Origin of the sequence: Cloacibacterium sp. Arc13 (assembly GCF_041431305.1) — a bacterium.
In the GTDB taxonomy this organism is placed as follows: Bacteria; Bacteroidota; Bacteroidia; order Flavobacteriales; family Weeksellaceae; genus Cloacibacterium; species Cloacibacterium caeni_B.
On sequence record NZ_JASMRM010000009.1, the window covers coordinates 19,712 to 41,437 of the forward strand.

Below are 21,726 nucleotides of genomic sequence, written 5' to 3' on the forward strand. Positions count from 1 at the left end.
CGCAAAGAAAAATCAATCGTTAGAATACAATTTTTCTCGCTGATTTTGCTGTTTCAGCAGATTTAAAATTTTCAATTCTCAACTATCAACTTTCAATTGAATTTACCATTTCGCCAATCTCTTTAAATACGCTTGAATGGTGTTTTCTAAACCCAAATACAATGCTTCAGAAATTAAAGCGTGTCCAATAGAAACTTCTAACAAATTCGGTATATTATCTGCGAAATATTTCAAATTATCTAAACTCAAATCATGACCTGCATTAATTCCCAAACCATATTTTGTAGCTTCTAAAGCGGTTTCGTAATACGGTTTTATGGCAGTTTCTTTGTCGGTTTCGTAATTTCTGGCGTAAGCTTCGGTATAAAGTTCTATTCTGTCTGTTCCTGTTTCTGCCGCAAATTTCACCATTTCTGGATTTGGGTCAAGAAAAATAGACGTTCTAATTCCTGCATTTTTAAATTCTGCAATCACAGATTTTAAAAAATCTAGATTTTTCTCGCAATCCCAACCTTGGTTAGAAGTGATGGCATCATCTGCATCTGGAACCAAGGTAACTTGCTCTGGTTTTACTTCTAAAACCATATTAATAAAAGGACGATGAGGATTTCCTTCGATATTAAATTCTGTGTAAACCAAAGGTTTCAAATCGTACACATCTTTTCTGGTGATATGTCTTTCGTCTGGTCTTGGATGAATGGTAATTCCTTGTCCGCCAAATTCTAGGATTTTAATTGCGGCTTCGGTTACACTAGGAGTTTCTGCGCCTCTTGCATTTCTGATGGTCGCAATTTTATTGATATTTACTGATAATTTTGTCATTTTCTGTTGTTGGTAATTTAATACTTGGTTCTTTTTACTTTTTAATTGGCTCTTTGACTTATGCTTTTGCTACTTGCATGATCTCAAGGTCAAATTCTTGTGCTGCGGTAAGAATATGGTCAAAAATATCTGCCTGAATTCTTTCGTAATCTACCAATTCTGCTTTGTTGGCAAAACAATAAATTTCTAAAGGCATTCCTTGAGGAGAAATTTCTAACTGACGAACCAAAACGATTTCGTCTTGATCTACTTTTGGATTATTTTTGAGGTAATTCAATACATAATTTCTAAAAAGTCCGATGTTGGTTAACTGTTGACCATTGATAATTCTTTCAGCATGTGGAATATTCTTCTTGCTTTCTGCAATTTCGCGAAGTTTTCTATCCAAATATTCAGAAATCAAGTTGATGTCTTTTACTTTTTCATAGAATTCATCATCCACAAATTTGAAAGACTTGATATTAAAATAAATCGAACGCTTAATTCTTCGGCTACTACCTTCGTACATTACTTGGTGATTTCTGATTTCCGTAGAAAGCAAATCGTAGGTAGGAATTGTGGAAATAGTTTTGTCAAAATTGACAATTTTAGTCGTCAATAAGTTGATATCTTGAATATTTCCTTCGATATTATACTTCGGAATTCCAATCCAATCGCCAATTTTAAGATTTTTAGAAGTAGAAACATGAATTCCTGTCACAAATCCTAAAATGGTATCCCTGAAAACCAATAGAATAACCGCTGTAATTGCTCCTAAAAAGGTAATTACCGTATTAAGGCTGATTCCAAAAATTACAAAAATTCCTATTAATGAAAAAACAACAGTTCCAAAAATTCTAATGGTTTCAGAAAGCGCTTTAATAGCAGTTATTCTATAATTATCTTTATTTTGAATGTAATAATTTTCTAAAGCTTTGGCGAAACGATAAGCCAAGAAAGCGATGACCATCACTTGCCCGAAAACGATTAATCTTCCTACATAAATATGTGTTTTTGGGTGAATAACCGCAAAAATTTCATCATATATAAGGTAAACAAAAAACAAAGAGAAAAAATGACCAATAGAACGCCAAGCTTTTTGTTTATATGCTTCTTTTAGAATGGGTTTACTTTTAAAAACATTGACCAAAAACCTAGAAAATAATTTCCAAAACATTACTGAAATAAAATCAATAACGATAAAAACCAAGCATAAAAAAAGGATTTTAAATCCAATAGTAGCCGGCAAAGTCAATTCTTCTGTAAAATTTTCTTTTACAAACTGACCAATTTCTAAACTCCATTTTCTTAATAATCCCATAAAGCTAAATTTACGCAAAAATAAAAAATATCATTGGGAATTTGCTTTTATTTATTACTTTTAACCAAACTAATTAAGGATTTATGGAACAAAATATTATTACCATTGTCTCACTTATCATCATAGCAATAGGAATTCTAGGAACTTTCTTGCCTGTTTTACCAGGATTAGCGGTGAGTTTTGTAGGATTAATTCTTTACAAATACGGCGCAAATCCAGATTTTTCTATTTGGTATATTGTCATTTTTGGGATTTTAACACTCATCTCATTGGTGCTTAATTACATTATACCCATCAAAACCACCGAGAAATATGGTGGCAGCAATTACGGAAAATATGGAGGTTTCATCGGGACGATTGTAGGTTTATTTTTTCCACCACTTGGTTTTCTTATTGGTATGTTATTAGGTGTTTTTTTAGGAGAACTCTTGCATGACAGAAACGACAAACAAAAAGCACTCAAAGCTACAAAAGGTGCTTTCATTGGCTTCATCTACGGAACGGGTTTTAATCTTATGGTAGGATTGGCAATGTTTTTGGTAGTACTTATTAACATCTTCAATTCTTAAAAACATGAACACTAAATTCTTAATATTAGCAGCAGCTACCTTTTTGGTAACTCAATGCACTTGTCAACAAAAATCTACAGAAATGAAAATGCCTGTAACCAGCTCTCAAGAAGTAAATTCTACCTATCCTACAGAAAAACCAGAATCTGGCGTTACTCGTTTGATAGAAAAACAAAATATATTTTTAGAAAATGAAAAAGTAAACATCACCTTCAATAAAGTGACCGAAGACAACAGATGTCCTATGAACGCTCGTTGTGTTTGGGCAGGTTATGCTTCTGCAGAAATAGAAGTGATGAGTGTGCATTCTAGACCTAGAAAATTCATCGTTTCTACAATAGATGATGCTGGAAAAAACCTTAAAAATTCTTTCGTTTTTAATGGTCACAAATACACGCTTGTTAATTTTTATCCTGCCAATTCTACAGAAGTAAACTTTGAAAAACTGAAAGGAAAATACGTGGTAGATATTAAAGTAGAATAATTTTTGCGCGTGTCTTTTTCGCCAAAACTTTTGCCAACAACCGAAAAAAGACCGCGCTTTCCGTTACAATCTTTTTAAAATTTTTCCCAGAGCTTAAACCCTTTCTGCGTTCAAAACGCAAAAAGGGTTGCCATAACAAAAAATTTTAAAAAGGATTTCCACTGCAATCGCTCACGCAAAAGAACGGTAACTTATAAAATTCACTACCAGTTTATCGGTTTCTTATTTTTAGAAATCAGATATTCATTAATTTTAGAAAAAGGTCTGCTTCCGTAGAAACCTCTGTACACCGAAAACGGAGAAGGATGCGCCGACTGAATAATAAAATGCTTCGTTTCATCTATGAGCGAAGCTTTTTTTTGTGCAAATGCGCCCCACAAAACAAAAACCACATTTTCTTTCTTTTCAGAAATTTCTTTGATGATAAAATCTGTGAATTTTTCCCAGCCCAAATCTTTGTGAGAATTCGGTTCATGCGCACGAACTGTTAAAGTAGCATTGAGCAATAAAACACCTTGTTTCGCCCAAGAATCCAATTCATTGGAGGTTTTTTCAATTCCCAAATCTTCTTTCAGTTCTGTAAAAATATTTTTGAGAGAAGGCGGCGCTTTTACCAAATCAGAAACCGAAAAACACAAACCATTTGCCTGAAAATCATTATGATACGGATCTTGACCAATAATCACCACTTCTACCTCATCAAAAGGCGTAAGTTCAATCGCTCGGAAAATCTGATTTTTTGGCGGAAAACATTTTGTGGTAGCATATTCATTTTTCACTTTTTGCCAAAGCGTTTCAAAATATTCAGTATTTTTTATTGGGGCAAGAATCTCTGTCCAAGTCATGATTTGTTGTAAAGTTGTGAATTTGTTGGGTTGTAAAGTTGCATTTTTTTGCAAAAACTACAAACTTTCTTTCTTAATAATTTTAGAAAATTGTTTTTCTAATTGTTTATTATTTTTACTAATTGTGTCTAATTTTCCATTATTGAATTGTAATAGAAAGTAATGATTTTCTTTATAACTTGGCAATTTAGGTTCTTCGTCTACCGAGTTATCATGCTCAAATTTTTCCCAAACAAAAAAATTGAATAGCTGATTGTTTTTAAAAATCCATGATTTTGTTTCCCAAATATCACCTGCATCTCCACCAAAATCTGCTAATTGCCTATAATCTGTTATTATTTCTTTTTGCTTGTTATAGTTAAAAAATTTCACAGAAGAAGCATCATATTCTCCACCAACCCTTGCAATTAATCCTAAATTATTTTTGTCTATATCAAATTTATATACCGCATAAGCATCAACTTTATTCATATCAAAAATTGAAATTTCTTTTGGAAAAAATATTGAATCAGCAATATTTAATAATTTTCCTTTATACTCAAATTTCTCATCATAAATATCTTCCGCTGAAAATACTTTAAGCGTATCAAAATCTACAGTTTTAAATTGGTCTAAAAATTTTTGATTTTTACTTACCCAAACTTTCATTTCTGGTACTTTTTGTTTTTTAATTTCAGTTTTTGGAACTTCTTTTTTACAAGAAATTAAACTTAAAACAATAAAAATTGCTATTAGTTTTTTCATAGTTTTATTATTTAGACTTTTGATTTTCAATGTATATATTTTGAAAAAAGTTAGTTTTTCTAGTCTTCATATACCAATCATTTTCTCCAATATAAGTATCAGTTAATTTAAATTTACGCTCATTTCCATTCTTAAATTTCACAAAAATCCAATAATTTGGAATTGCTTTTCTTAACTCTAACTTATTTGAAGAATTAATCTCATTTACGAAATTTTCAATATCATTTTTACTAAAATCTACAACTATTGAATCATTCAAATTTTTCTTTATCTGAATGTTTTCAATTTCGATAGAATTTATTTTATCAAAACTTTGCTTTTCAGGAAAAGTATTTCCACAAGAAATCAAACTTAAAACAGTAAAAATCGCTATTAGTTTTTTCATAGTTTTATTTAGACTTTTGATTTTCAATGTATATATTTTGAATTAAGTCATTTTTTTATTTATTTTCAAAAAACCTTTGGTAATTTTTTAATTCTTTACCAGATAATTTAACAATATTAATTTCTGTAGGTAATAACTTAATTATATAAAAATCTTTATAAATATTATTTTTGTCATCTAAAAAAATACTTTCATAAGAATATGTACCAATAATATTATTAGAATCTGGCTTAAAAATTGTCCCTTTTTTTAAGAAATAATACTCATCAGTTTTTGTAGAATTTAATATTTCAAGAAAAGATGTTATTTTCTTTAGTTTTTTATTATATAATAGAAAATTACACGTATTAATTTTTTTTTCTCCTCTTCCTTTTATAATTAATCCCCAATTATTTTTATCAAGTTTAAATTTTACAATTGCTTCAATCGGCGTTTCTATTGATTGAGATAATAAATAATTTGTGGGATAAAGATTATTATATTCAGATTTCAATTTTTTTACAATATTTTCTTTTGCAAAATAATCAACATCAATATATTTTAATGTATCTAACTTTATAGTTCTAAATTCATTTAAAAAAGAAATATTTTCATTATTAATTTTATTTGTTTTACATGAGACCAATCCCAAAACCATAAAAATCGCTATTAGTTTTTTCATAAAATTCATTTCCTCAAATTTACAAAAATCATCGGAACGATTTTACAACTTTACAATTCAACGACTTTACATTATCTTTGCATTGTGCAAGTAACCAAAGAAAATTTACAAGAATTAGAATTCCCGAAATTGCTCGCGGAAATTTCTCCTTATGCGTATTCTCCAAAAGTGGCAGAAAAAATCCTTCATCTAAAACTTTTAAAAATAGATGAAGCAGAAATTACTTTGAAAAAAACTGCCGAATATCTCACGAGTTACGAGAGTTCAAACGCAATTCCGTTTAGTGAATACGAAGATATAGAAGCAGAACTCAAGGTAATGCATATCGAAAATTTCAGGTTAGAAAACGCTGCTTTTATCAAGATTAAAAACCTTACGGAACAAATCGGGAAATTGCAGAAATTCTTTCCCGTGCTTTCCGAAACCTTCCCTATTTTGCTGGAAGAAGTGATGCAATTGGATTTCAAGAAGGAAATTGTAGATAAAATCGACAAAGTTTTTAATCGTTTTGGTGAAGTAAAATCTGAAGCTTCACCCATTTTAAAATCTTTGAGAACCGAAATTCAGCACGCCAAAAAACACATTCAAGAGAATTTTAGCAAAACGCTTTCTCACCTTTCTTCAACCGATTTTTTAGATGAAATTAAAGAAACGGTGATTGATGACCAAAGAGTTTTGGCAGTAAAATCTGGCTTCAAAAAACGTGTTCCTGGTAGAGTTTTAGGCGTTTCTAAAACAGGTTCTATCACTTACATTCAGCCAGAAAGTGTTTCTAGACATTATTTTAAACTTCGTGAAGCGGAAGAAGAAGAAAAGAAAGAAGTGGATAAAATTCTGCGAAAACTTACGGCAGAAATTGCCATTTTCGCTCCAGAATTAGAAGAATATCAAAAATATATATTCGATTTAGATATTACGAGAGCAAAAGCCAAATTTGCAGAAAAAATTGGTGGCGTTTTGCCGAAAATCAATCGTCATAAAACTATGAGATTGGTCAACGCATTTCACCCGTTACTTTTATTGAGAAACCGAGAAGAAAAAAAGGAAATCTATCCGCAAACATTGACTTTGACAGAGCATAACCGAATTCTCTGTATTTCTGGACCAAATGCTGGTGGAAAATCTATCACACTGAAAACCGTTGGTTTGCTTCAATTGATGATTCAGAGCGGAATTTTGGTGCCTGTACATCCGAAATCTGAAATGTTCTTTTTTGAAAAAATCAGAACGGATATTGGTGACAATCAATCGATTGAAAATCACCTTTCTACGTACAGTTCTCGACTCAAAAAAATGTCTGGAATTATCAGAGAAGCTGATGATAATACTTTGCTTTTGATTGATGAATTCGGGACGGGTTCTGACCCAGAATTGGGTGGCGCTTTAGCAGAAAGTTTTCTGGAATTTTTCTATGAAAAAAAATCTTTCGCGATTATTACCACGCATTACACCAACATTAAATTGGTGGTAGAACAATTGCCAAATGCAACGAATGCGGCGATGCTTTTCGATGAATATTCATTGGAACCTTTGTACAAATTAGAAGTGGGACAAGCTGGAAGTTCTTTCACTTTTGAAGTGGCAGAAAAAAATAGAATTCCAAGATTTATCATTAAAAATGCTCGTTCTAAAGTAGAAAAAGACGTGGTAAATCTCGATAAAACCATCGTGAAATTGCAACAAGAAAAATTTGAGGTTGAAAAACTGAAATCTAACCTTGTCGAGCAAAAAGAATCGGTAGAAGATAAACGCGAAAATCTGCAAAAACTGAATGAGCAACTTCAACAAAAACTGTATAATTTCCAAAAATTATATGAAGAAGAACACCGAAAATTACAGTTCGGAAATAAGATAGAAGCCTTTATTGATGGTTATCTGAAAGGAAAATCCAGAAAAGATATCGTAAAAGATTTTGTAAAAATTCTGGAGCAGGAAAAATTCCGAAAACTCGGTTCAGACAAAGCAGAATCTGAGAAACTGAAAGTCACCAAACGAAAAGTAGAACAACAACTGAAAAAAGAAAATATACAAGTTCAAATTGCAGAAACCAACCAAAAATTGGAAGAAAAAACCAAGAAAGAACGCGCAGTTTGGATGAAAGTTGGTCAACGTGTACGTATTGCGGGTTCTACATCTGTGGGAACCATAGAAACCATTCACAAAAACGGAAAAGTAACCGTGAATTACGGACTTTTTAAAACGCAAATTTCTAAAGACGAACTGGAGAGAATTTAATAATGAAAAATTGAAAACTCTCGCTGATTGAGCGAATTGGGCAGATTAATTTTTCCAATAATATGCATGATTACTAAAATCTGCATGAACATTAATATGAAATCAAATACCATCAAAAATCGTGATTTACAAATTGCTATTGCAGTATTTTTGGCGGGATTGTCATGTTTTGGATTGTTGTATTATTATCAGGCATTGCTTCCTGATTTGGTAGAATACTTCAAAATCAATAAAGCCAAAAGCAGTTTTGCAGTCTCTTCGGCGACTTTGGGAATGGCTCTTGGTTTAATCACTTCCACTTTCGTAGCAGACCGATACAGCCGAAAAAAAGTCATCGGATATTGTTTATTTGCATCGGCAGTTTTAGCTTTTACCTCATCATTTTCTGAAAATTTCAACGTGTTGATTGCACTCAATTTCTTGAAAGGATTTTTGCTTTCGGGTGCTACTTCTGTTTGTTTGGCTTACATCGCAGAAGAAGTTTCAGAAAACAGAAAATTGAGAATTACAGGGTTTTATATCGCAGGAAATGCAGTGGGCGGAATGATAGGAAGAGTGATTTCTTCTCAAGTCTCGCATTATAAATCTTGGCAATTTGCGTCAGAATTTATTGGAATTTGGTGTCTTATTTTTGCGATTTTATTTTTTATACTCGCTCCTAAATCACAAAACTTCAAACCAAAAAAAGAATCTTTTAAAACTTTAATAGAACCAAATTTCAAACTCATCACGCATCCCAAATTATTGCCTTATTACATAACAGGATTTCTTTTGCTGGGCACTTTTGTAAGTTTGTACAATTACATGGCTTTTTTCTTGGTCAAAGCGCCATTTAACATTTCCAGAAGTTGGATTTCTTATGTTTACGTACTCTATATTTCTGGCGTTTTTGGTTCTATGAATGTCAGTTTTTGGGAAAGAAAACTCAAAAATTCTGAAAATGTTTTAAAAACCATGAGTTTAGTAGGAATTCTAGGAATTCTCTTCTTTTTCCTACAAAATACGATAGCTGTGATTGTAGGATTAGCCGTTTTCACGTATAGTTTTTTTGTAGCGCATACCGTTTGCAGTAAATCAGTGGGGAATTTTTCAAAAGAAAAAAGAACGGTAACCATTGCGTTTTATTTGCTGCTCTATTACATTGGTGCAAGTACTTTAGGAAGTTTCAGCGGTGTGATTTTACAGAAATTAGATTGGCAAGTTTTCTTGGTTTTTCTCACCATTATTTTCGGAATTATTTATTTGATTTTTGCCTTTAAAAAAGAAAAAATCGAACCTTAAAAAAGGTTCGATTTTTAAATTTTATTATTTATTTTTTTGAAACGCAAAGGTTTAATAAAAACTTGCTCATTATTTTAGTGAGCAAAGTTTAACGAATTAATTCGTTTTTTAAGCGAACGCTTCATCAATTCGCTAGCGAATTTACCTTTGCTTTCTTAAATGGTTTATTTTAAATTTGAAAAACTTTGCGATTAAATTAAATAAAAGTTGATGACCAATGATTTTTAAATCTAAGATTTTATTAAATTTTATTTAATCAATCCTAATTCTACTAATCTTTCGTGCAAGAATTCTCCAGCAGTGGTGTCTTCGTATAATTTAGGATGGTCTTCGTCAATACAATTTTCTAAACAGTTTAACGGCATTTCGCTTACTGGATGCATGAAAAACGGAATAGAATATCTAGAAGTTCCCCATAATTCTCTCTCTGGATTTACCACTTGGTGAATCGTAGATTTCAGTTTATTATTGGTATGTCTAGAAAGCATATCGCCTACATTAATCATCAATTCGTCTGGTTGCGCAATTGCATCTACCCAATTTCCTTCGTGGTCTCTCACTTGTAAACCTTTTCCGTGAGCTCCCATTAAAAGAGTGATTAAATTGATATCACCATGAGCTGCTGCTCTTACTGCATCTTTTGGCTCTTCCGTAATCGGTGGATAGTGAATTGGTCTAAGAATACTGTTTCCTTCTGCTACGAATTTATCGAAATAAAACTCATCTAAACCTACATATAATGCTAAAGCTCTCAATACATAAATTCCAGTTTTTTCTAACATTTTATAGGCTTCTTTTCCTACTTTGTTAAATTCTGGCGCTTCTGCAACTTCTACATTTTCTGGATATTCTGCTAAATATTTAGAACCTTCTGGTAAATATTGTCCGAAATGCCAAAACTCTTTTAAATCAGCTGCTTTGAAGCCTTTTGCAGTTTCTTTTCCGAAGCCTACATAACCTCTTTGACCGCCAATTCCAGGAATTTCGTATTTTGATTTTACTTCTACAGGAAGGCTAAAGAAGTTTTTGATTTCGGCGTACAATTGGTCTACTAAATTTTGGTCTAAGAAATGACCTTTTAGCGCTACGAAACCTATTTCTTCGTATGCTTTACCAATTTCGTTTACAAATTTTTGTTTTCTTGTTTCGTCTCCCGAAAGAAAATCGCGTAAATCTACGCTAGGAATTTTATTCATTTTTAAATAATTAATCGTTAATCTCCGGGATGCGAAAATAAAGAAATTTATTGAATAACTGCTATAAAAGTTTCCCTTCGTCAAAAGCCTTTCTAATCAACACATCAAAGGTATCGAGCATATCTTCTGAAGCCAATTCTATTCTCGGACGAAGCATTTTTTGCACCTTCTCGAACTCTACTCCAGCTTCTATCCAACTTAAACCATTGTTAAAACAATTCATCACAAAAGGAATCATTCTGTCTACAGCACTTGCAAAAATGGCGGTTTCTGTTTCTCCAGCTTCGAATTCTAACCAAAGGTTCATAAATTCTGATTTCATAGGTTCTGCTAAAATTCCAAAAATTCTTTCAGCAGAAGCCAATTCACGCTCGAATTTTCCTTCATTTGCTTTTTCATCATAGAAAAAAGTATCTCCTGCATCTATTTCTACCACATCATGGATAGAAAGCATCTTAATCACTCTTCCTAAATCTATTTTTTCTTTGTTTCGAGCATAAGGAAAGAGAATCTGTGCAAAAACAATCACTTGCCAAGAATGTTCTGCTGTATTTTCTCTACGGGAATTGTCATGATTAAAATTTCTACGGATTACATTTTTAAGTTGGTCTAAAGTAAGGATGAACTCTATCTCTTTTTCTAAGTACATTTTCAAATTTTTTACAAATTTAAGTCAAATAAAAATAACGGATTTTATTTCGATTTTAATGACAAAAGTCATTGAGGTTGTGTAATATAAGTTACACAAGTCCATTTTGCGCTGATGTAAATTTGTACAAGAAAATTAAGAATAACTCATTCTTATAAACTTAGAAAATATGAAAAATTTAGTAATCTTAGGAGCAGGAACCGCCGGAACCATGATGGCGAATCACCTAGTAAAAAAACTGAATAAAAAAGATTGGCAAATTACTTTGGTAGACCAATTTAAGTCTCATTACTATCAGCCAGGATTTTTATTTATTCCTTTTGGAACCTATCAACCAGAAGATGTTAAAAGAACGATTGATGAATTTTTACCAAAAGGAATTCAACTTATTCGTGAAAAAATCGACAGAATAGATAAAGATACAGATACCGTTATTTTAGAAAACGGAAGAAATGTAAAATATGACATTCTCATCATTGCTACAGGTTGTAAAATCGCTCCAGAAGAAGTTCCGGGAATGAAAGGAGACACTTGGCAAAAAAATATTTTCGATTTCTATACTTTCGAGGGAAGTTGTGCTTTGGCTAAAAAATTAGAAACTTGGCCAGGAGGAAAATTAGTAGTTCACATTACTGAAATGCCAATAAAATGTCCTGTTGCTCCGCTAGAATTTGCTTTTTTAGCAGATGATTACTTCACCAAAAAAGGAATGAGAGACAAAGTAGAAATTTCTTACGTTACTCCACTTTCTGGCGCATTTACAAAGCCTAAAACTACTGAAACGCTCAATTATTTATTAGAGGAAAAAAATATAAAAATTGTTCCAGATTTCGCAGTAGAACATATAGAAGGAGAAAACGGAAAAATGTTCGATTACGGTGGCGAAGTGGTAGATTTTGACTTATTAGTAACCATACCTACCAATATGGGAGATGAATGTATTCTTCGTTCAGGTTTTGGAGATGATCTAAACTATGTTCCTACTGATAAAAATACCTTACAAAGTAAAGTAAAAGAAAACATCTTCGTAATCGGTGATGCTACGAATGTTCCTGCTTCTAAGGCTGGTTCTGTAGCACATTTCGAAGCCGAAATTCTTACTGAAAATATTCTAAAATATATAGAAGGAAAACCACTTAATCCAGAATTTGACGGTCATGCCAATTGTTTCATAGAAACAGGAAAAGGAAAAGCATTATTGATTGACTTCAATTATGATGTAGAACCATTAAAAGGAAAATTCCCATTTGCTGGAATCGGTCCACTTAATTTATTAGAAGAAAGTGCTTTCAACCACTTCGGAAAAATGGCTTTCAAATGGGTGTATTGGAATATGCTTCTTCCAGCTAGAAAAATACCTTTCGTAACGCCTACAATGAGCAGAGCAGGAAAGAAGTTTGACAAAGAAACAGTATAAAAGTGAATAGTGAATTCGCTGGGCTGTGAACGGTGAATTTCTAAAATTTAAAAAAAATTAACAAAAAAATATTATCAAAATGGAAAAAACTTATGCAGGTTTTACAATCAATGTAAACGACGAGGGATACCTTACAGACATGAACCAATGGAATCACGAAGTAGCTAAAGAAATGGCTAAAGAAGACGGTTTAGAATTAGGAAACAGACATTTCGACGTGTTAGAATATTTAAGAGACCAACAGAAAAAAGATGTAGCATTAACCATAAGAGGCGTGGGAAAATCTGGAGTAGTAGATATTAAAGAATTCTATGAATTGTTCCCAAAAGGACCACTAAAAATCTCTAGTAGATTGGCAGGAATTTCTAAACCAAAATCTTGTATTTAAAAAGGATTTAGGAATTAGGATGAAGGGATTAGTAAATTGATTTTTTTTCAAATACTAAAGACCTAATCCCTCAATAAATAAAACAAAAAATATGGAAACTACATTATTAAAAAATCCATTAGCAGATTTAGATAAATCTCTAAAACCTATAGAAAAAGTAATGGTAATCATTTCTAAAGGGACTTTAGAAAGTGTTTACGCAGGTTTTATTTTGGCAAACGGTGCGAGAATGGAAGGTATGGAAGCAGAAATTTTCTTTACTTTCTTCGGACTAGATGCTGTAATTAAAGACAGACTAAAAGACATTCATGTGGCTACTGTGGGAAATCCTGCAATGCACATGCCTACCATGTTAGGAGGTTTACCAGGAATGGAAGCTCTTGCTACCAAAATGATGAAATCTAAAATGGAAAAATTAGACATTCCGCCAATTGATGAATTTATAGAAATTTTATCAGCTTCTGGTTGCAGACTTTGGGTTTGTAAACTGGCTTTTGAAATGTTTGATTTAAAAGAAGAAGACTTAACTCCAGAAGTGGAAGGTATCTTAACCGTAGGAGATTTCTACGCAAGAGCAGCTGGAGAAGGCACTCAAATTATTTTTATCTAAATAAATAATTTTAATTATTATCTAAATCCTCACCGAGAAATTGGTGGGGATTTTTGATTTACGCCTAAATTTTGTATTTTTAAATCTTAAAAAAATTAATAATGCCATTAAGCTGGAACGAAATTAAAAGTAGAGCGCTACAATTCTCAAAAGAATGGAAAAATACAACCAATGAAGAAGCAGATGCTAAACCTTTTTTAGATGCATTCTTTGATGTTTTTGGGATTACAAGAAAAAAAATAGGAACTTTCGAACACAGAGTAAAAAAACTTTCTGAAGCAGACGGTTACATAGATTTGCTCTGGAAAGGTACTATTCTGGTAGAAATGAAAAGCCGAGGAAAAAACCTAGACAAAGCTTTCAATCAAGCCATAGATTATACACATGGTCTTAAACAAAACGAACTCCCAAAATATGTATTAGTCTCTGATTTCCATATTTTTAGATTATATGATACCGAAGAACAATCTACTCTAGAATTTACCCTAGACGAATTGGTAAACCATGTACAAAGTTTCGGTTATTTATTGGGCTACCAAAAGAAAACTTATAAAGAACAAGATCCCGCCAATATAAAAGCGGCAGAATTAATGGGAAAACTTCATGACAGATTAGAAGAAATAGGGTATGAAGGACATCCTCTTGAAGTATATTTGGTAAGGATTTTATTTTGTCTCTTTGCAGAAGATACTACTATTTTCAATAAACAACAGTTTCAAGATTATATAGAACAAAGAACTGCCGAAGATGGCAGTGATTTGGCTTCTAAACTACAAGAACTATTTCAGGTTCTCAATACTCCTCTAGACAAAAGATTTAAAAATCTAGACGAACAACTGAATGAATTTCCTTACGTAAACGGTAAGTTATTTGAAGAAATTCTACCTATGGCTAGTTTTGATAGCAAAATGAGATTGGCACTGCTCGATTGTTGTTACATCGATTGGAGTAAAATTTCGCCTGCTATTTTTGGCTCTATGTTCCAAAGCGTAATGAATCCTAAAGAACGCAGAAACTTAGGAGCACACTATACTAGCGAAACCAATATTTTAAAACTCATTAAACCACTGTTTTTAGATGAACTTTGGGCAGAATTTGAAAGCATCAAAGGCAATAAAAACAAACTCCCAGAATTTCATAAAAAAATAAGCCAACTGAAATTTCTAGATCCAGCTTGTGGTTGTGGTAATTTCTTGGTGATTACCTACAGAGAACTGCGTTTGCTAGAATTAGAAATTCTGCGTGCTACTTATAAAAACGGACAAGGCGTTTTAGACGTGAGCGATATTATTTGGCTAGATGTGGATATGATGTGCGGTATAGAATACGAAGAATTTCCTGCAAGAATAGCCGAAGTAGCCATGTGGTTAATCGACCACCAAATGAACATGCTCATTAGTAATGAATTCGGACAATACTTTGCGCGTTTACCATTAAAAAAATCTGCTAAAATTGTGCATGGTGACGCTCTTGAAGTAAATTGGGAAGAAGTAGTTTCTAAAAATGAACTTTCTTATATTATTGGCAATCCTCCATTCATTGGTTCAAATATTATGAGTCAATTTCAAAGAAATCAAATTATAAAAGAATTTGATAATATTCAAGGAAGTGGAGTTTTAGATTATGTAACGGGTTGGTATTTAAAAGCAGCAAAATATATTCAAAACACCAAAATAAAAGTAGCTTTTGTTTCTACAAATTCAATTGTTCAAGGAGAACAAACCAGTATTTTATGGGGACAAATGATTAATAAATACGCAATTAAAATTCATTTTGCTCACAGAACATTTAAATGGAGTAATGAAGCAAAGGGGAATGCAGGTGTTGATTGTGTAATTATTGGATTTACAAATTTTGAAATTTTAAATAAACGTATTTTTGATTATGAAGATATTAGAGGTGAAGCCCATGAATTAAAAGTTAAAAATATAAATCCGTATTTAGTGGATGCAAAGGATATATTTGTAACTAAAAGAACTAAACCTTTGTGTGATGTACCAAGAATTTTAAAAGGTAATTACTATGCAAAAAGTGAAGGATTAATTATTGAAGAAAATGATTTAGAATCTCTTATAAAAAATGAACCTAACTCAAAAAAATACATAAAAAGATTAATTGGTTCAGATGAGTTTATTAACAATAAAAAACGTTTCTGTTTATGGTTGGTTGATTGCCCTCCAGATGAATTAAGAAAAATGCCTTTGGTTATTGAAAGGGTTAATAGAGTAAAGGCTGATAGGCTAACAAGTAGAGATAAGTCAATGCAGAAATTAGCAATGACACCAACTTTATTTAGAGAAACCAATAATCCAGATTCTTGTCTAGTAATCCCAGTAGTTTCTTCAGAGAGAAGAAATTATATCCCAATGGGTTTTATTGATAAAAATACAATTTCTACAAATGGTAATTTAATAATGCCAGATGCAAAACTTTTCCATTTTGGAATTTTAATGTCAACCATGCATATGGCTTGGGTTAAAACTACTTGCGGTAGATTAGAAAGTCGTTACAGATATTCAAAAGATATTGTGTACAATAACTATCCTTGGCCAGAAAATCCTACCGAAAAACAGATACAACTGATAGAAGAAAAAGCACAAAAAGTTTTAGATGTTAGAGCTTCTTTCCCTAACAGTTCTTTGGCTGATTTATACAATCCTCTTACTATGCCACCAGCTTTAGTAAAAGCACACAACGAGCTAGATAAAGCGGTAGATTCCGCCTACAGTAAACAAACCTTCACTACAGAAGCAAAACGCATGGAGTTTCTTTTTGAACTCTATGAAAAATACACCGCAGATTTATTTGCCAAAGAAAAACCTAAAAAGACAAAATAACGAAAAACCTCCCAAAATTCGGGAGGTTTTCATTTTCAATTTTCAACTTTCAATTTTCAACTTAAAAAGTCGGTTGGAAGTTTTCGGCTCCTAATGAAGCCATATCTTCATACGTTTTCCATCTTAGGTCAACTATTTCTTGTGCCAATTGCATCAAATGTTCTGCATCTTGCGGTTGCGTTTGTTTTAGAACTCGGTAACGCAATTCGTTGTACGCATATTCTTCAAAAGGAATTGTAGGACGAATAGAATCTAAGATAAACGGATTTTTATTGTTTTTTCTCAACACAGGATTGAATCTAATCAATGGCCAATAACCACTTGCTACAGCCATTTTTTGTTGGTTCAAACCTTTTTCCATATCAATTCCGTGTGCAATACAATGACTGTACGCTAGAATTAATGAAGGTCCGTCATAAGCTTCTGCTTCACGCATTGCCAATAATGTTTGTTGAGGATTTGCTCCCATCGCCACGGTTGCTACGTAAACATTTCCATAAGAAATAGCTTGCATCGCCAAATCTTTTTTGCCAACACGTTTTCCTGCAGTTGCAAATTTCGCAGAAGCAGCTGTAGGCGTTGCTTTAGAACTTTGTCCACCTGTATTACTGTAAACTTCGGTATCCAAAACCAAAACATTGATATTTCTACCTGTAGAAAGTGCATGGTCTAAACCTCCACTTCCAATATCATAAGCCCAACCATCGCCACCAATAAGCCAAACAGCACGGTGAACCAAGTGATCTGCTAAAGAATAGAGATGTTTTGCATCTGGATTTTCAGAAAATTGCAATCTATTTTTTAGAATTTCTACTCTTTCTCTTTGTTTGATGATTTGACTTTCTAATTTTTGAGGTGCATGGATAATTTCATTAATAAAATCTTCGCCCAACTCTGGTTTTAATTTTTCGGCGTAATAATGAGCCATTTGCAATTGCTTATCCGCTGAAAGTCTCATTCCCAGACCAAATTCGGCATTATCTTCGAAGAGAGAATTGCTCCAAGCCGGTCCTTTTCCTTTAGAATTAGAACTCCAAGGTGTAGTTGGTAAATTTCCTCCGTAAATAGATGAACAGCCCGTTGCATTAGCTACCATTAATCTATCACCGAAAAGTTGAGTGAGAACTTTAATGTAAGGTGTTTCTCCACAACCTGCACAAGCTCCAGAAAACTCAAACATTGGTTCTAAAAATTGTACGCCGTGAACTGTGGAATAATTCACCATATTTTTATCGTGAATTGGCAATTTCTCGAAATAAGAAATCACTTTTCTATGTTTTTTAAGGTCTGGATTTTTTGGTAAAATATTAATCGCACGCAATTCTTCATTTTCTTGGTCGATTACAGGACAAGCTTCGTAGCATAATTTACAACCAGTACAATCTTCTTCATATACCTGAAGCGTGAACTTGGTTTCAGGGAAACCTCTTGCATTAATTGGTGCTGATTGAAAACCTTCTGGAACTTCGGTCAATAAGTCTTTGTGATAAAATTTAGAACGAATTACAGAATGAGGACACACAAAACTACAATTACCACACTGAATACAGATGTCTGAATCCCAATGGGCTACTTTTTCAGAAATATTACGTTTTTCCCATTTTGTAGTTCCGTTTGGATACGTTCCATCAGCAGGAATAGCACTTACAGGTAAATCATCACCTTTGCCAATCATCATTTTGTAAGTGATATTTTTCACAAAATCTGGCGCATTTTCGTCAACAGTTTGCTCCTCTCCTTTTTCGGCAGTTACCGCAGTTGGAATTTTAACTTCAAACAAGTTCGCCAAAGTTTGGTCTACCGCTTCAAAGTTTTTGTCTACTACAGCTTGCCCTTTTTTGATATATGTTTTTTCAATCGCTTTTTTGATTTGTTTAATTGCTTCTTCTTCTGATAAAACTCCCGAAAGCTTAAAGAAACACGTTTGCATAATGGTATTAATTCTGCCTCGCATTCCTGTTTTTTCGGCAACTTCATTGGCATCTATAACGAAAAATTTAATGTTTTTTTCAATCAATTGTTGCTGAACTTGGTAAGGCAATTTATCCCAAACCTCATCTTTAGAATAAGGCGAGTTCAATAAAAATTTAGCTCCATTTTTAGCAAAACTGAGCATATCTTCATTTTCTAAAAATTTGAAGAAATGACAAGCGATGAAATCTGCTTTTGAAATCAAATAAGGCGCCTCAATCGGTTCGTGCCCGAAACGAAGGTGAGAAACGGTTTTCGCTCCAGATTTTTTAGAATCATAAACGAAATATCCTTGTGCAGAAAGTTCCGTGTTTTCTCCAATAATTTTAATTGAATTTTTATTCGCGCCAACCGTTCCATCTGCTCCCAAACCGAAAAACAGCGCTTGGTTCCATCCAGAATCATCTAATTTGAAGTTATAATCTACATTAATACTAGTAAAACTTACATCATCTGTAATCCCTACCGTAAAATGGTTTTTAGAATTTTCGGTTTTTAAATTATCATAAACCGCTTTTACCATAGCTGGTGTAAATTCTTTAGACGAAAGTCCGTATCTACCACCAATAATTTTTGGCATTTTTTCTAAAGTTCCATTGGTGAGTGCTTCTGTAAGGCAAACCAGAACATCTTGATACATTGGTTCACCATTGCTTCCAGGTTCTTTGGTTCTGTCTAAAACAGCAATTTTTTTCACTGATTTTGGTAAAACCGAAATAAAATCTTCATTTGGGAATGGTCTAAACAACGAGATTTTCAGAACACCTGTTCTTTCTCCATTTTTATTCAGAAATTCTGAAGTTGGAATCACGGTTTCTACGCCAGAACCCATAATTACGATAACATTTTCTGCTTCTGGATGTCCGAAATACGTTACAGGAGCATAATTTCTACCTGAAATTTTAGAGAATTTCTTCATTTCTTCCTTTAAAATGGTAGGAATTTTAGCATAATAAGGATTAGAAGTTTCTCTTCCTTGGAAATAAACATCAGGATTCTGAGCAGTTCCTCTTACAAAAGGTTTATCAGGATTTAAACTTCTATTTCTGTGTGCAATCACCAATTCATCATCTATCATTGCACGAATTTGGTCGTCATTTAAAAGATTAATTTTGTTCACTTCGTGAGAAGTTCTAAAACCGTCAAAGAAATGAATAAAGGGAATTCTCGCTCTCAAAGTGGTAGCTTGGGCAATAAGCGCCATATCGTGTGCTTCTTGAACACTTGCAGAAGAAAGCATCGCAAAACCAGTAGTTCTGGCTGCCATTACATCTTGATGGTCACCAAAAATCGACAAAGCTTGCGCTGCCAAAGAACGTGCTGCTACGTGAAAAACTGCGCTGGTTAACTCCCCTGCAATTTTGTACATATTCGGAAGCATGAGCATCAACCCTTGTGATGCGGTAAAAGTGGTTGTAAGCGCACCAGCCTGAAGTGAACCGTGAACAGTACCTGCTGCACCGCCTTCACTTTGCATTTCTATAATTTCGGGAACGTTTCCCCAGATATTTTTAATTCCTTTAGACGCCCATTCGTCTGCCAATTCTGCCATTGTGGAAGATGGCGTAATAGGATAAATGGCACAAACTTCGTTTACTCTGTACGCGATGTACGCTGCAGCTTCGTTGCCGTCTATGGTTGCTATTATTTTATTTTGATTTTTCATTTTTTTCAATTGATTAATGTTCTAAAACCATATCTAAAGCGTGACAAGGACATTGTTCTGCGCAAACGCCACAACCTGTACACAAATCGTAATTGATGGTGTAACCCTCACCTTTTCCGTTTTTGGAAATCGCACCTTCCGGACACGCTCCATAACAACTATCGCACTCGAAACAATTACCGCAAGAAAGACAACGTTGTGCTTCGTAAACTGCTTCTTCAGTAGTATAACCTGCAACAATTTCATCAAAAGTTTCTACTGCTTTCTCAATTTCTAAATGTTGTTGTGCTTTCTTTTCAGCATCTGTTTTGAACCAAATTTGTAGTTTTTCAATGGTAACAAAAGGATTGTTGGCTGGTTTTTCGTAAGTGGTATTTCTAAGCCAAGCATCAATATTTCTTGCTGCTTTTTTACCATGACCAGTAGCAATCGTTACCGTTCTTTCACTAGGAACCATATCTCCTCCTGCAAAAATTCCAGGATAACCTGTCATCATTGAAGGATTTACCTCAACTGTAGTTCCGTCTTCTTTGAAGGTAATTCCTTCAATATGTTTTAAGAAATCGGTATCTGCTTCTTGTCCAAGAGCTAGAATTAATGAATCAGCTTCCAAAGTTTCGTATTCACCAGTTGGAACGGCTTTTCCATTAACCACTTGCATTTTTTCTACGGTGATAGAAGAAGTTTCCATATTTTTAATGGTACTCAACCAATGGATTTTTACCCCCTCGCTTAAAGCTTCATCTGCTTCAAATTCGTGAGCAGGCATATGTTCGCGATCTCTTCTGTAAATAATCATGGCTTCATCTGCACCTAATCTTTTCGCAGTTCTCGCTGCATCCATTGCAGTATTTCCACCTCCGTAAATGGCGACTCTTCTTCCTAAAAGTGGTTTATTATCGCTATTTTCATCAGCTTCTTTCAAGAAAGAAACCGCATCTAAAATTTTACTCGCTTCTTGAGCTGGAATATTTACTTTTTTGGCTAAATGTGCTCCAATAGCTACAAAAACCGCATCAAAACCACCATTTTCTTTTTCTTTGAGAATATCTTGAACTTTATAATTCAAAACAATTTTCACTCCGAAATTTTCAATTCTTTTAATTTCAGCTTGAAGAATATTTCTAGGCATTCTGTAAGCAGGAATCCCAAAGTTCATCATTCCACCAGCAACTGGGCCAGCTTCGAAAATAGTGACTTCGTGGCCTAATTTTCTAAGATGATATGCCGCCGAAAGTCCAGAAGGACCTGCACCTACAATCATAATTTTCTTACCAGTAAGCGTTTTCGGAGGATAAAATTGCCAATTATTTTTAAGTGCTTCGTCTCCTAAGAATCTTTCTACAGCGTGAATGCTCACCGAAGAATCTAAATCTTTTCTGTTGCAAGAATTTTCGCAAGGATGATAACAAACTCTCCCATGAATCGCAGCCATAGGATTTTGCTCGGTTAATTTTCTCCAAGCGTCTTCTATTTTTCCTTCTTGAGCCAGAGAAAGCCAAGCCTGAATATTTTCGCCAGCTGGACAAGCGTTATTACAAGGTGGAAAAAAATCAACGTATTCTGGTTTACTTTTCCTAATAGAACCAGTTCCCTTGCTTTTATTAAGGTTTGCAAGTTTGGTTAAATCCGTTTTAATAAAACTCATTTTATGTGTTTATTTGAT

At 33.3% G+C, this 21,726-nt stretch carries 18 protein-coding genes; 8 read left to right on the forward strand and 10 right to left on the reverse strand.

What is annotated here, in order from left to right; genetic code table 11:
• Positions 1-102: 102 nt before the first annotated feature.
• Both QO190_RS08150 and QO190_RS08155 read right to left on the reverse strand, forming a co-directional pair.
• On the reverse strand, positions 103-822 hold the full coding sequence (locus tag QO190_RS08150; RefSeq protein WP_371462498.1) for a pyridoxine 5'-phosphate synthase: 720 nt from the start codon (positions 820-822) through the stop codon (positions 103-105).
• Positions 823-880: 58 nt separating this feature from the next.
• Complete coding sequence (locus tag QO190_RS08155) at positions 881-2,122, reverse strand: mechanosensitive ion channel family protein (RefSeq protein WP_371462496.1); 1,242 nt, start codon at positions 2,120-2,122, stop codon at positions 881-883.
• A gap of 83 nt (positions 2,123-2,205) precedes the next feature.
• Between QO190_RS08155 and QO190_RS08160 the strand changes: the two genes are divergently transcribed.
• Together QO190_RS08160 and QO190_RS08165 are read left to right on the forward strand one after the other, a co-directional pair.
• Positions 2,206-2,691: a DUF456 domain-containing protein gene (locus QO190_RS08160; RefSeq protein WP_371462494.1), complete on the forward strand. Its 486-nt coding sequence runs from the start codon at positions 2,206-2,208 to the stop codon at positions 2,689-2,691.
• A 4-nt stretch (positions 2,692-2,695) separates the two neighbouring features.
• On the forward strand, positions 2,696-3,175 hold the full coding sequence (locus QO190_RS08165; RefSeq protein ID WP_213189613.1) for a hypothetical protein: 480 nt from the start codon (positions 2,696-2,698) through the stop codon (positions 3,173-3,175).
• Positions 3,176-3,378: 203 nt separating this feature from the next.
• Here the strand turns inward: QO190_RS08165 and QO190_RS08170 are convergent, their stop codons facing one another.
• From QO190_RS08170 to QO190_RS08185, 4 genes are read right to left on the reverse strand one after another with little or no spacing between them, the layout of a single operon-like run.
• Positions 3,379-4,074, reverse strand: coding sequence for a uracil-DNA glycosylase (locus tag QO190_RS08170; RefSeq protein WP_371481298.1), 696 nt, complete (start codon positions 4,072-4,074; stop codon positions 3,379-3,381).
• 3 nt (positions 4,075-4,077) lie between these two features.
• Positions 4,078-4,764, reverse strand: coding sequence for a hypothetical protein (locus QO190_RS08175; RefSeq protein WP_371462492.1), 687 nt, complete (start codon positions 4,762-4,764; stop codon positions 4,078-4,080).
• Positions 4,765-4,771: 7 nt separating this feature from the next.
• Positions 4,772-5,149 (reverse strand): hypothetical protein, encoded by a 378-nt coding sequence (locus QO190_RS08180; RefSeq protein WP_371462490.1) that lies wholly within the window; start codon positions 5,147-5,149, stop codon positions 4,772-4,774.
• A gap of 55 nt (positions 5,150-5,204) precedes the next feature.
• Positions 5,205-5,810 (reverse strand): hypothetical protein, encoded by a 606-nt coding sequence (locus tag QO190_RS08185; RefSeq protein ID WP_371462488.1) that lies wholly within the window; start codon positions 5,808-5,810, stop codon positions 5,205-5,207.
• An 84-nt stretch (positions 5,811-5,894) separates the two neighbouring features.
• On the opposite strand from QO190_RS08185, the gene QO190_RS08190 reads away from it, so the two are divergent.
• Both QO190_RS08190 and QO190_RS08195 read left to right on the forward strand, forming a co-directional pair.
• Complete coding sequence (locus QO190_RS08190; RefSeq protein ID WP_371462486.1) at positions 5,895-8,045, forward strand: DNA mismatch repair protein MutS; 2,151 nt, start codon at positions 5,895-5,897, stop codon at positions 8,043-8,045.
• Positions 8,046-8,129: 84 nt separating this feature from the next.
• On the forward strand, positions 8,130-9,326 hold the full coding sequence (locus tag QO190_RS08195) for an MFS transporter (protein ID WP_371481300.1): 1,197 nt from the start codon (positions 8,130-8,132) through the stop codon (positions 9,324-9,326).
• A 248-nt stretch (positions 9,327-9,574) separates the two neighbouring features.
• On the opposite strand, the gene QO190_RS08200 is transcribed toward QO190_RS08195, so the two are convergent.
• Together QO190_RS08200 and QO190_RS08205 are read right to left on the reverse strand one after the other, a co-directional pair.
• Positions 9,575-10,522, reverse strand: a complete 948-nt coding sequence (locus QO190_RS08200) for an isopenicillin N synthase family dioxygenase (protein ID WP_371462482.1) — start codon at positions 10,520-10,522, stop codon at positions 9,575-9,577.
• Between the two features lie 61 nt (positions 10,523-10,583).
• Complete coding sequence (locus tag QO190_RS08205; RefSeq protein WP_371462480.1) at positions 10,584-11,171, reverse strand: HD family hydrolase; 588 nt, start codon at positions 11,169-11,171, stop codon at positions 10,584-10,586.
• A gap of 169 nt (positions 11,172-11,340) precedes the next feature.
• Here QO190_RS08205 and QO190_RS08210 point away from each other — a divergent pair, with 169 nt between their 5' ends.
• From QO190_RS08210 to QO190_RS08225, 4 genes are all read left to right on the forward strand, one after another.
• Complete coding sequence (locus QO190_RS08210) at positions 11,341-12,588, forward strand: NAD(P)/FAD-dependent oxidoreductase (RefSeq protein ID WP_371462477.1); 1,248 nt, start codon at positions 11,341-11,343, stop codon at positions 12,586-12,588.
• A 79-nt stretch (positions 12,589-12,667) separates the two neighbouring features.
• Positions 12,668-12,976, forward strand: coding sequence for a TusE/DsrC/DsvC family sulfur relay protein (locus QO190_RS08215; RefSeq protein ID WP_069797015.1), 309 nt, complete (start codon positions 12,668-12,670; stop codon positions 12,974-12,976).
• 91 nt (positions 12,977-13,067) lie between these two features.
• Positions 13,068-13,586 (forward strand): DsrE/DsrF/DrsH-like family protein, encoded by a 519-nt coding sequence (locus tag QO190_RS08220; RefSeq protein ID WP_069797016.1) that lies wholly within the window; start codon positions 13,068-13,070, stop codon positions 13,584-13,586.
• Positions 13,587-13,687: 101 nt separating this feature from the next.
• Positions 13,688-16,423 carry a class I SAM-dependent DNA methyltransferase gene (locus QO190_RS08225; RefSeq protein ID WP_371462474.1) on the forward strand — a complete coding sequence of 912 codons (2,736 nt, stop codon included), beginning with the start codon at positions 13,688-13,690 and terminating at the stop codon, positions 16,421-16,423.
• Between the two features lie 61 nt (positions 16,424-16,484).
• On the opposite strand, the gene nifJ is transcribed toward QO190_RS08225, so the two are convergent.
• Positions 16,485-20,060 carry a pyruvate:ferredoxin (flavodoxin) oxidoreductase gene (nifJ, locus tag QO190_RS08230; protein WP_371462472.1) on the reverse strand — a complete coding sequence of 1,192 codons (3,576 nt, stop codon included), beginning with the start codon at positions 20,058-20,060 and terminating at the stop codon, positions 16,485-16,487.
• A 13-nt stretch (positions 20,061-20,073) separates the two neighbouring features.
• Positions 20,074-21,708, reverse strand: coding sequence for an NAD(P)-binding protein (locus tag QO190_RS08235; protein ID WP_371462469.1), 1,635 nt, complete (start codon positions 21,706-21,708; stop codon positions 20,074-20,076).
• Between the last annotated feature and the right edge of the window lie 18 nt (positions 21,709-21,726).

Bases quoted from the DNA above. Each gene is read 5' to 3' on its own strand.
- QO190_RS08155 (WP_371462496.1), bottom strand. From the start codon at position 2,122: ATGGGATTATTAAGAAAATGGAGTTTAGAAATTGGTCAGTTTGTAAAA.
- QO190_RS08185 (WP_371462488.1), bottom strand. From the start codon at position 5,810: ATGAAAAAACTAATAGCGATTTTTATGGTTTTGGGATTGGTCTCATGT.
- QO190_RS08235 (WP_371462469.1), bottom strand. From the start codon at position 21,708: ATGAGTTTTATTAAAACGGATTTAACCAAACTTGCAAACCTTAATAAA.
- QO190_RS08165 (WP_213189613.1), top strand. From the start codon at position 2,696: ATGAACACTAAATTCTTAATATTAGCAGCAGCTACCTTTTTGGTAACT.
- QO190_RS08160 (WP_371462494.1), top strand. From the start codon at position 2,206: ATGGAACAAAATATTATTACCATTGTCTCACTTATCATCATAGCAATA.
- QO190_RS08215 (WP_069797015.1), top strand. From the start codon at position 12,668: ATGGAAAAAACTTATGCAGGTTTTACAATCAATGTAAACGACGAGGGA.
- QO190_RS08195 (WP_371481300.1), top strand. From the start codon at position 8,130: ATGAACATTAATATGAAATCAAATACCATCAAAAATCGTGATTTACAA.
- QO190_RS08210 (WP_371462477.1), top strand. From the start codon at position 11,341: ATGAAAAATTTAGTAATCTTAGGAGCAGGAACCGCCGGAACCATGATG.
- nifJ (WP_371462472.1), bottom strand. From the start codon at position 20,060: ATGAAAAATCAAAATAAAATAATAGCAACCATAGACGGCAACGAAGCT.
- QO190_RS08205 (WP_371462480.1), bottom strand. From the start codon at position 11,171: ATGTACTTAGAAAAAGAGATAGAGTTCATCCTTACTTTAGACCAACTT.
- QO190_RS08225 (WP_371462474.1), top strand. From the start codon at position 13,688: ATGCCATTAAGCTGGAACGAAATTAAAAGTAGAGCGCTACAATTCTCA.
- QO190_RS08175 (WP_371462492.1), bottom strand. From the start codon at position 4,764: ATGAAAAAACTAATAGCAATTTTTATTGTTTTAAGTTTAATTTCTTGT.
- QO190_RS08220 (WP_069797016.1), top strand. From the start codon at position 13,068: ATGGAAACTACATTATTAAAAAATCCATTAGCAGATTTAGATAAATCT.
- QO190_RS08180 (WP_371462490.1), bottom strand. From the start codon at position 5,149: ATGAAAAAACTAATAGCGATTTTTACTGTTTTAAGTTTGATTTCTTGT.
- QO190_RS08200 (WP_371462482.1), bottom strand. From the start codon at position 10,522: ATGAATAAAATTCCTAGCGTAGATTTACGCGATTTTCTTTCGGGAGAC.
- QO190_RS08150 (WP_371462498.1), bottom strand. From the start codon at position 822: ATGACAAAATTATCAGTAAATATCAATAAAATTGCGACCATCAGAAAT.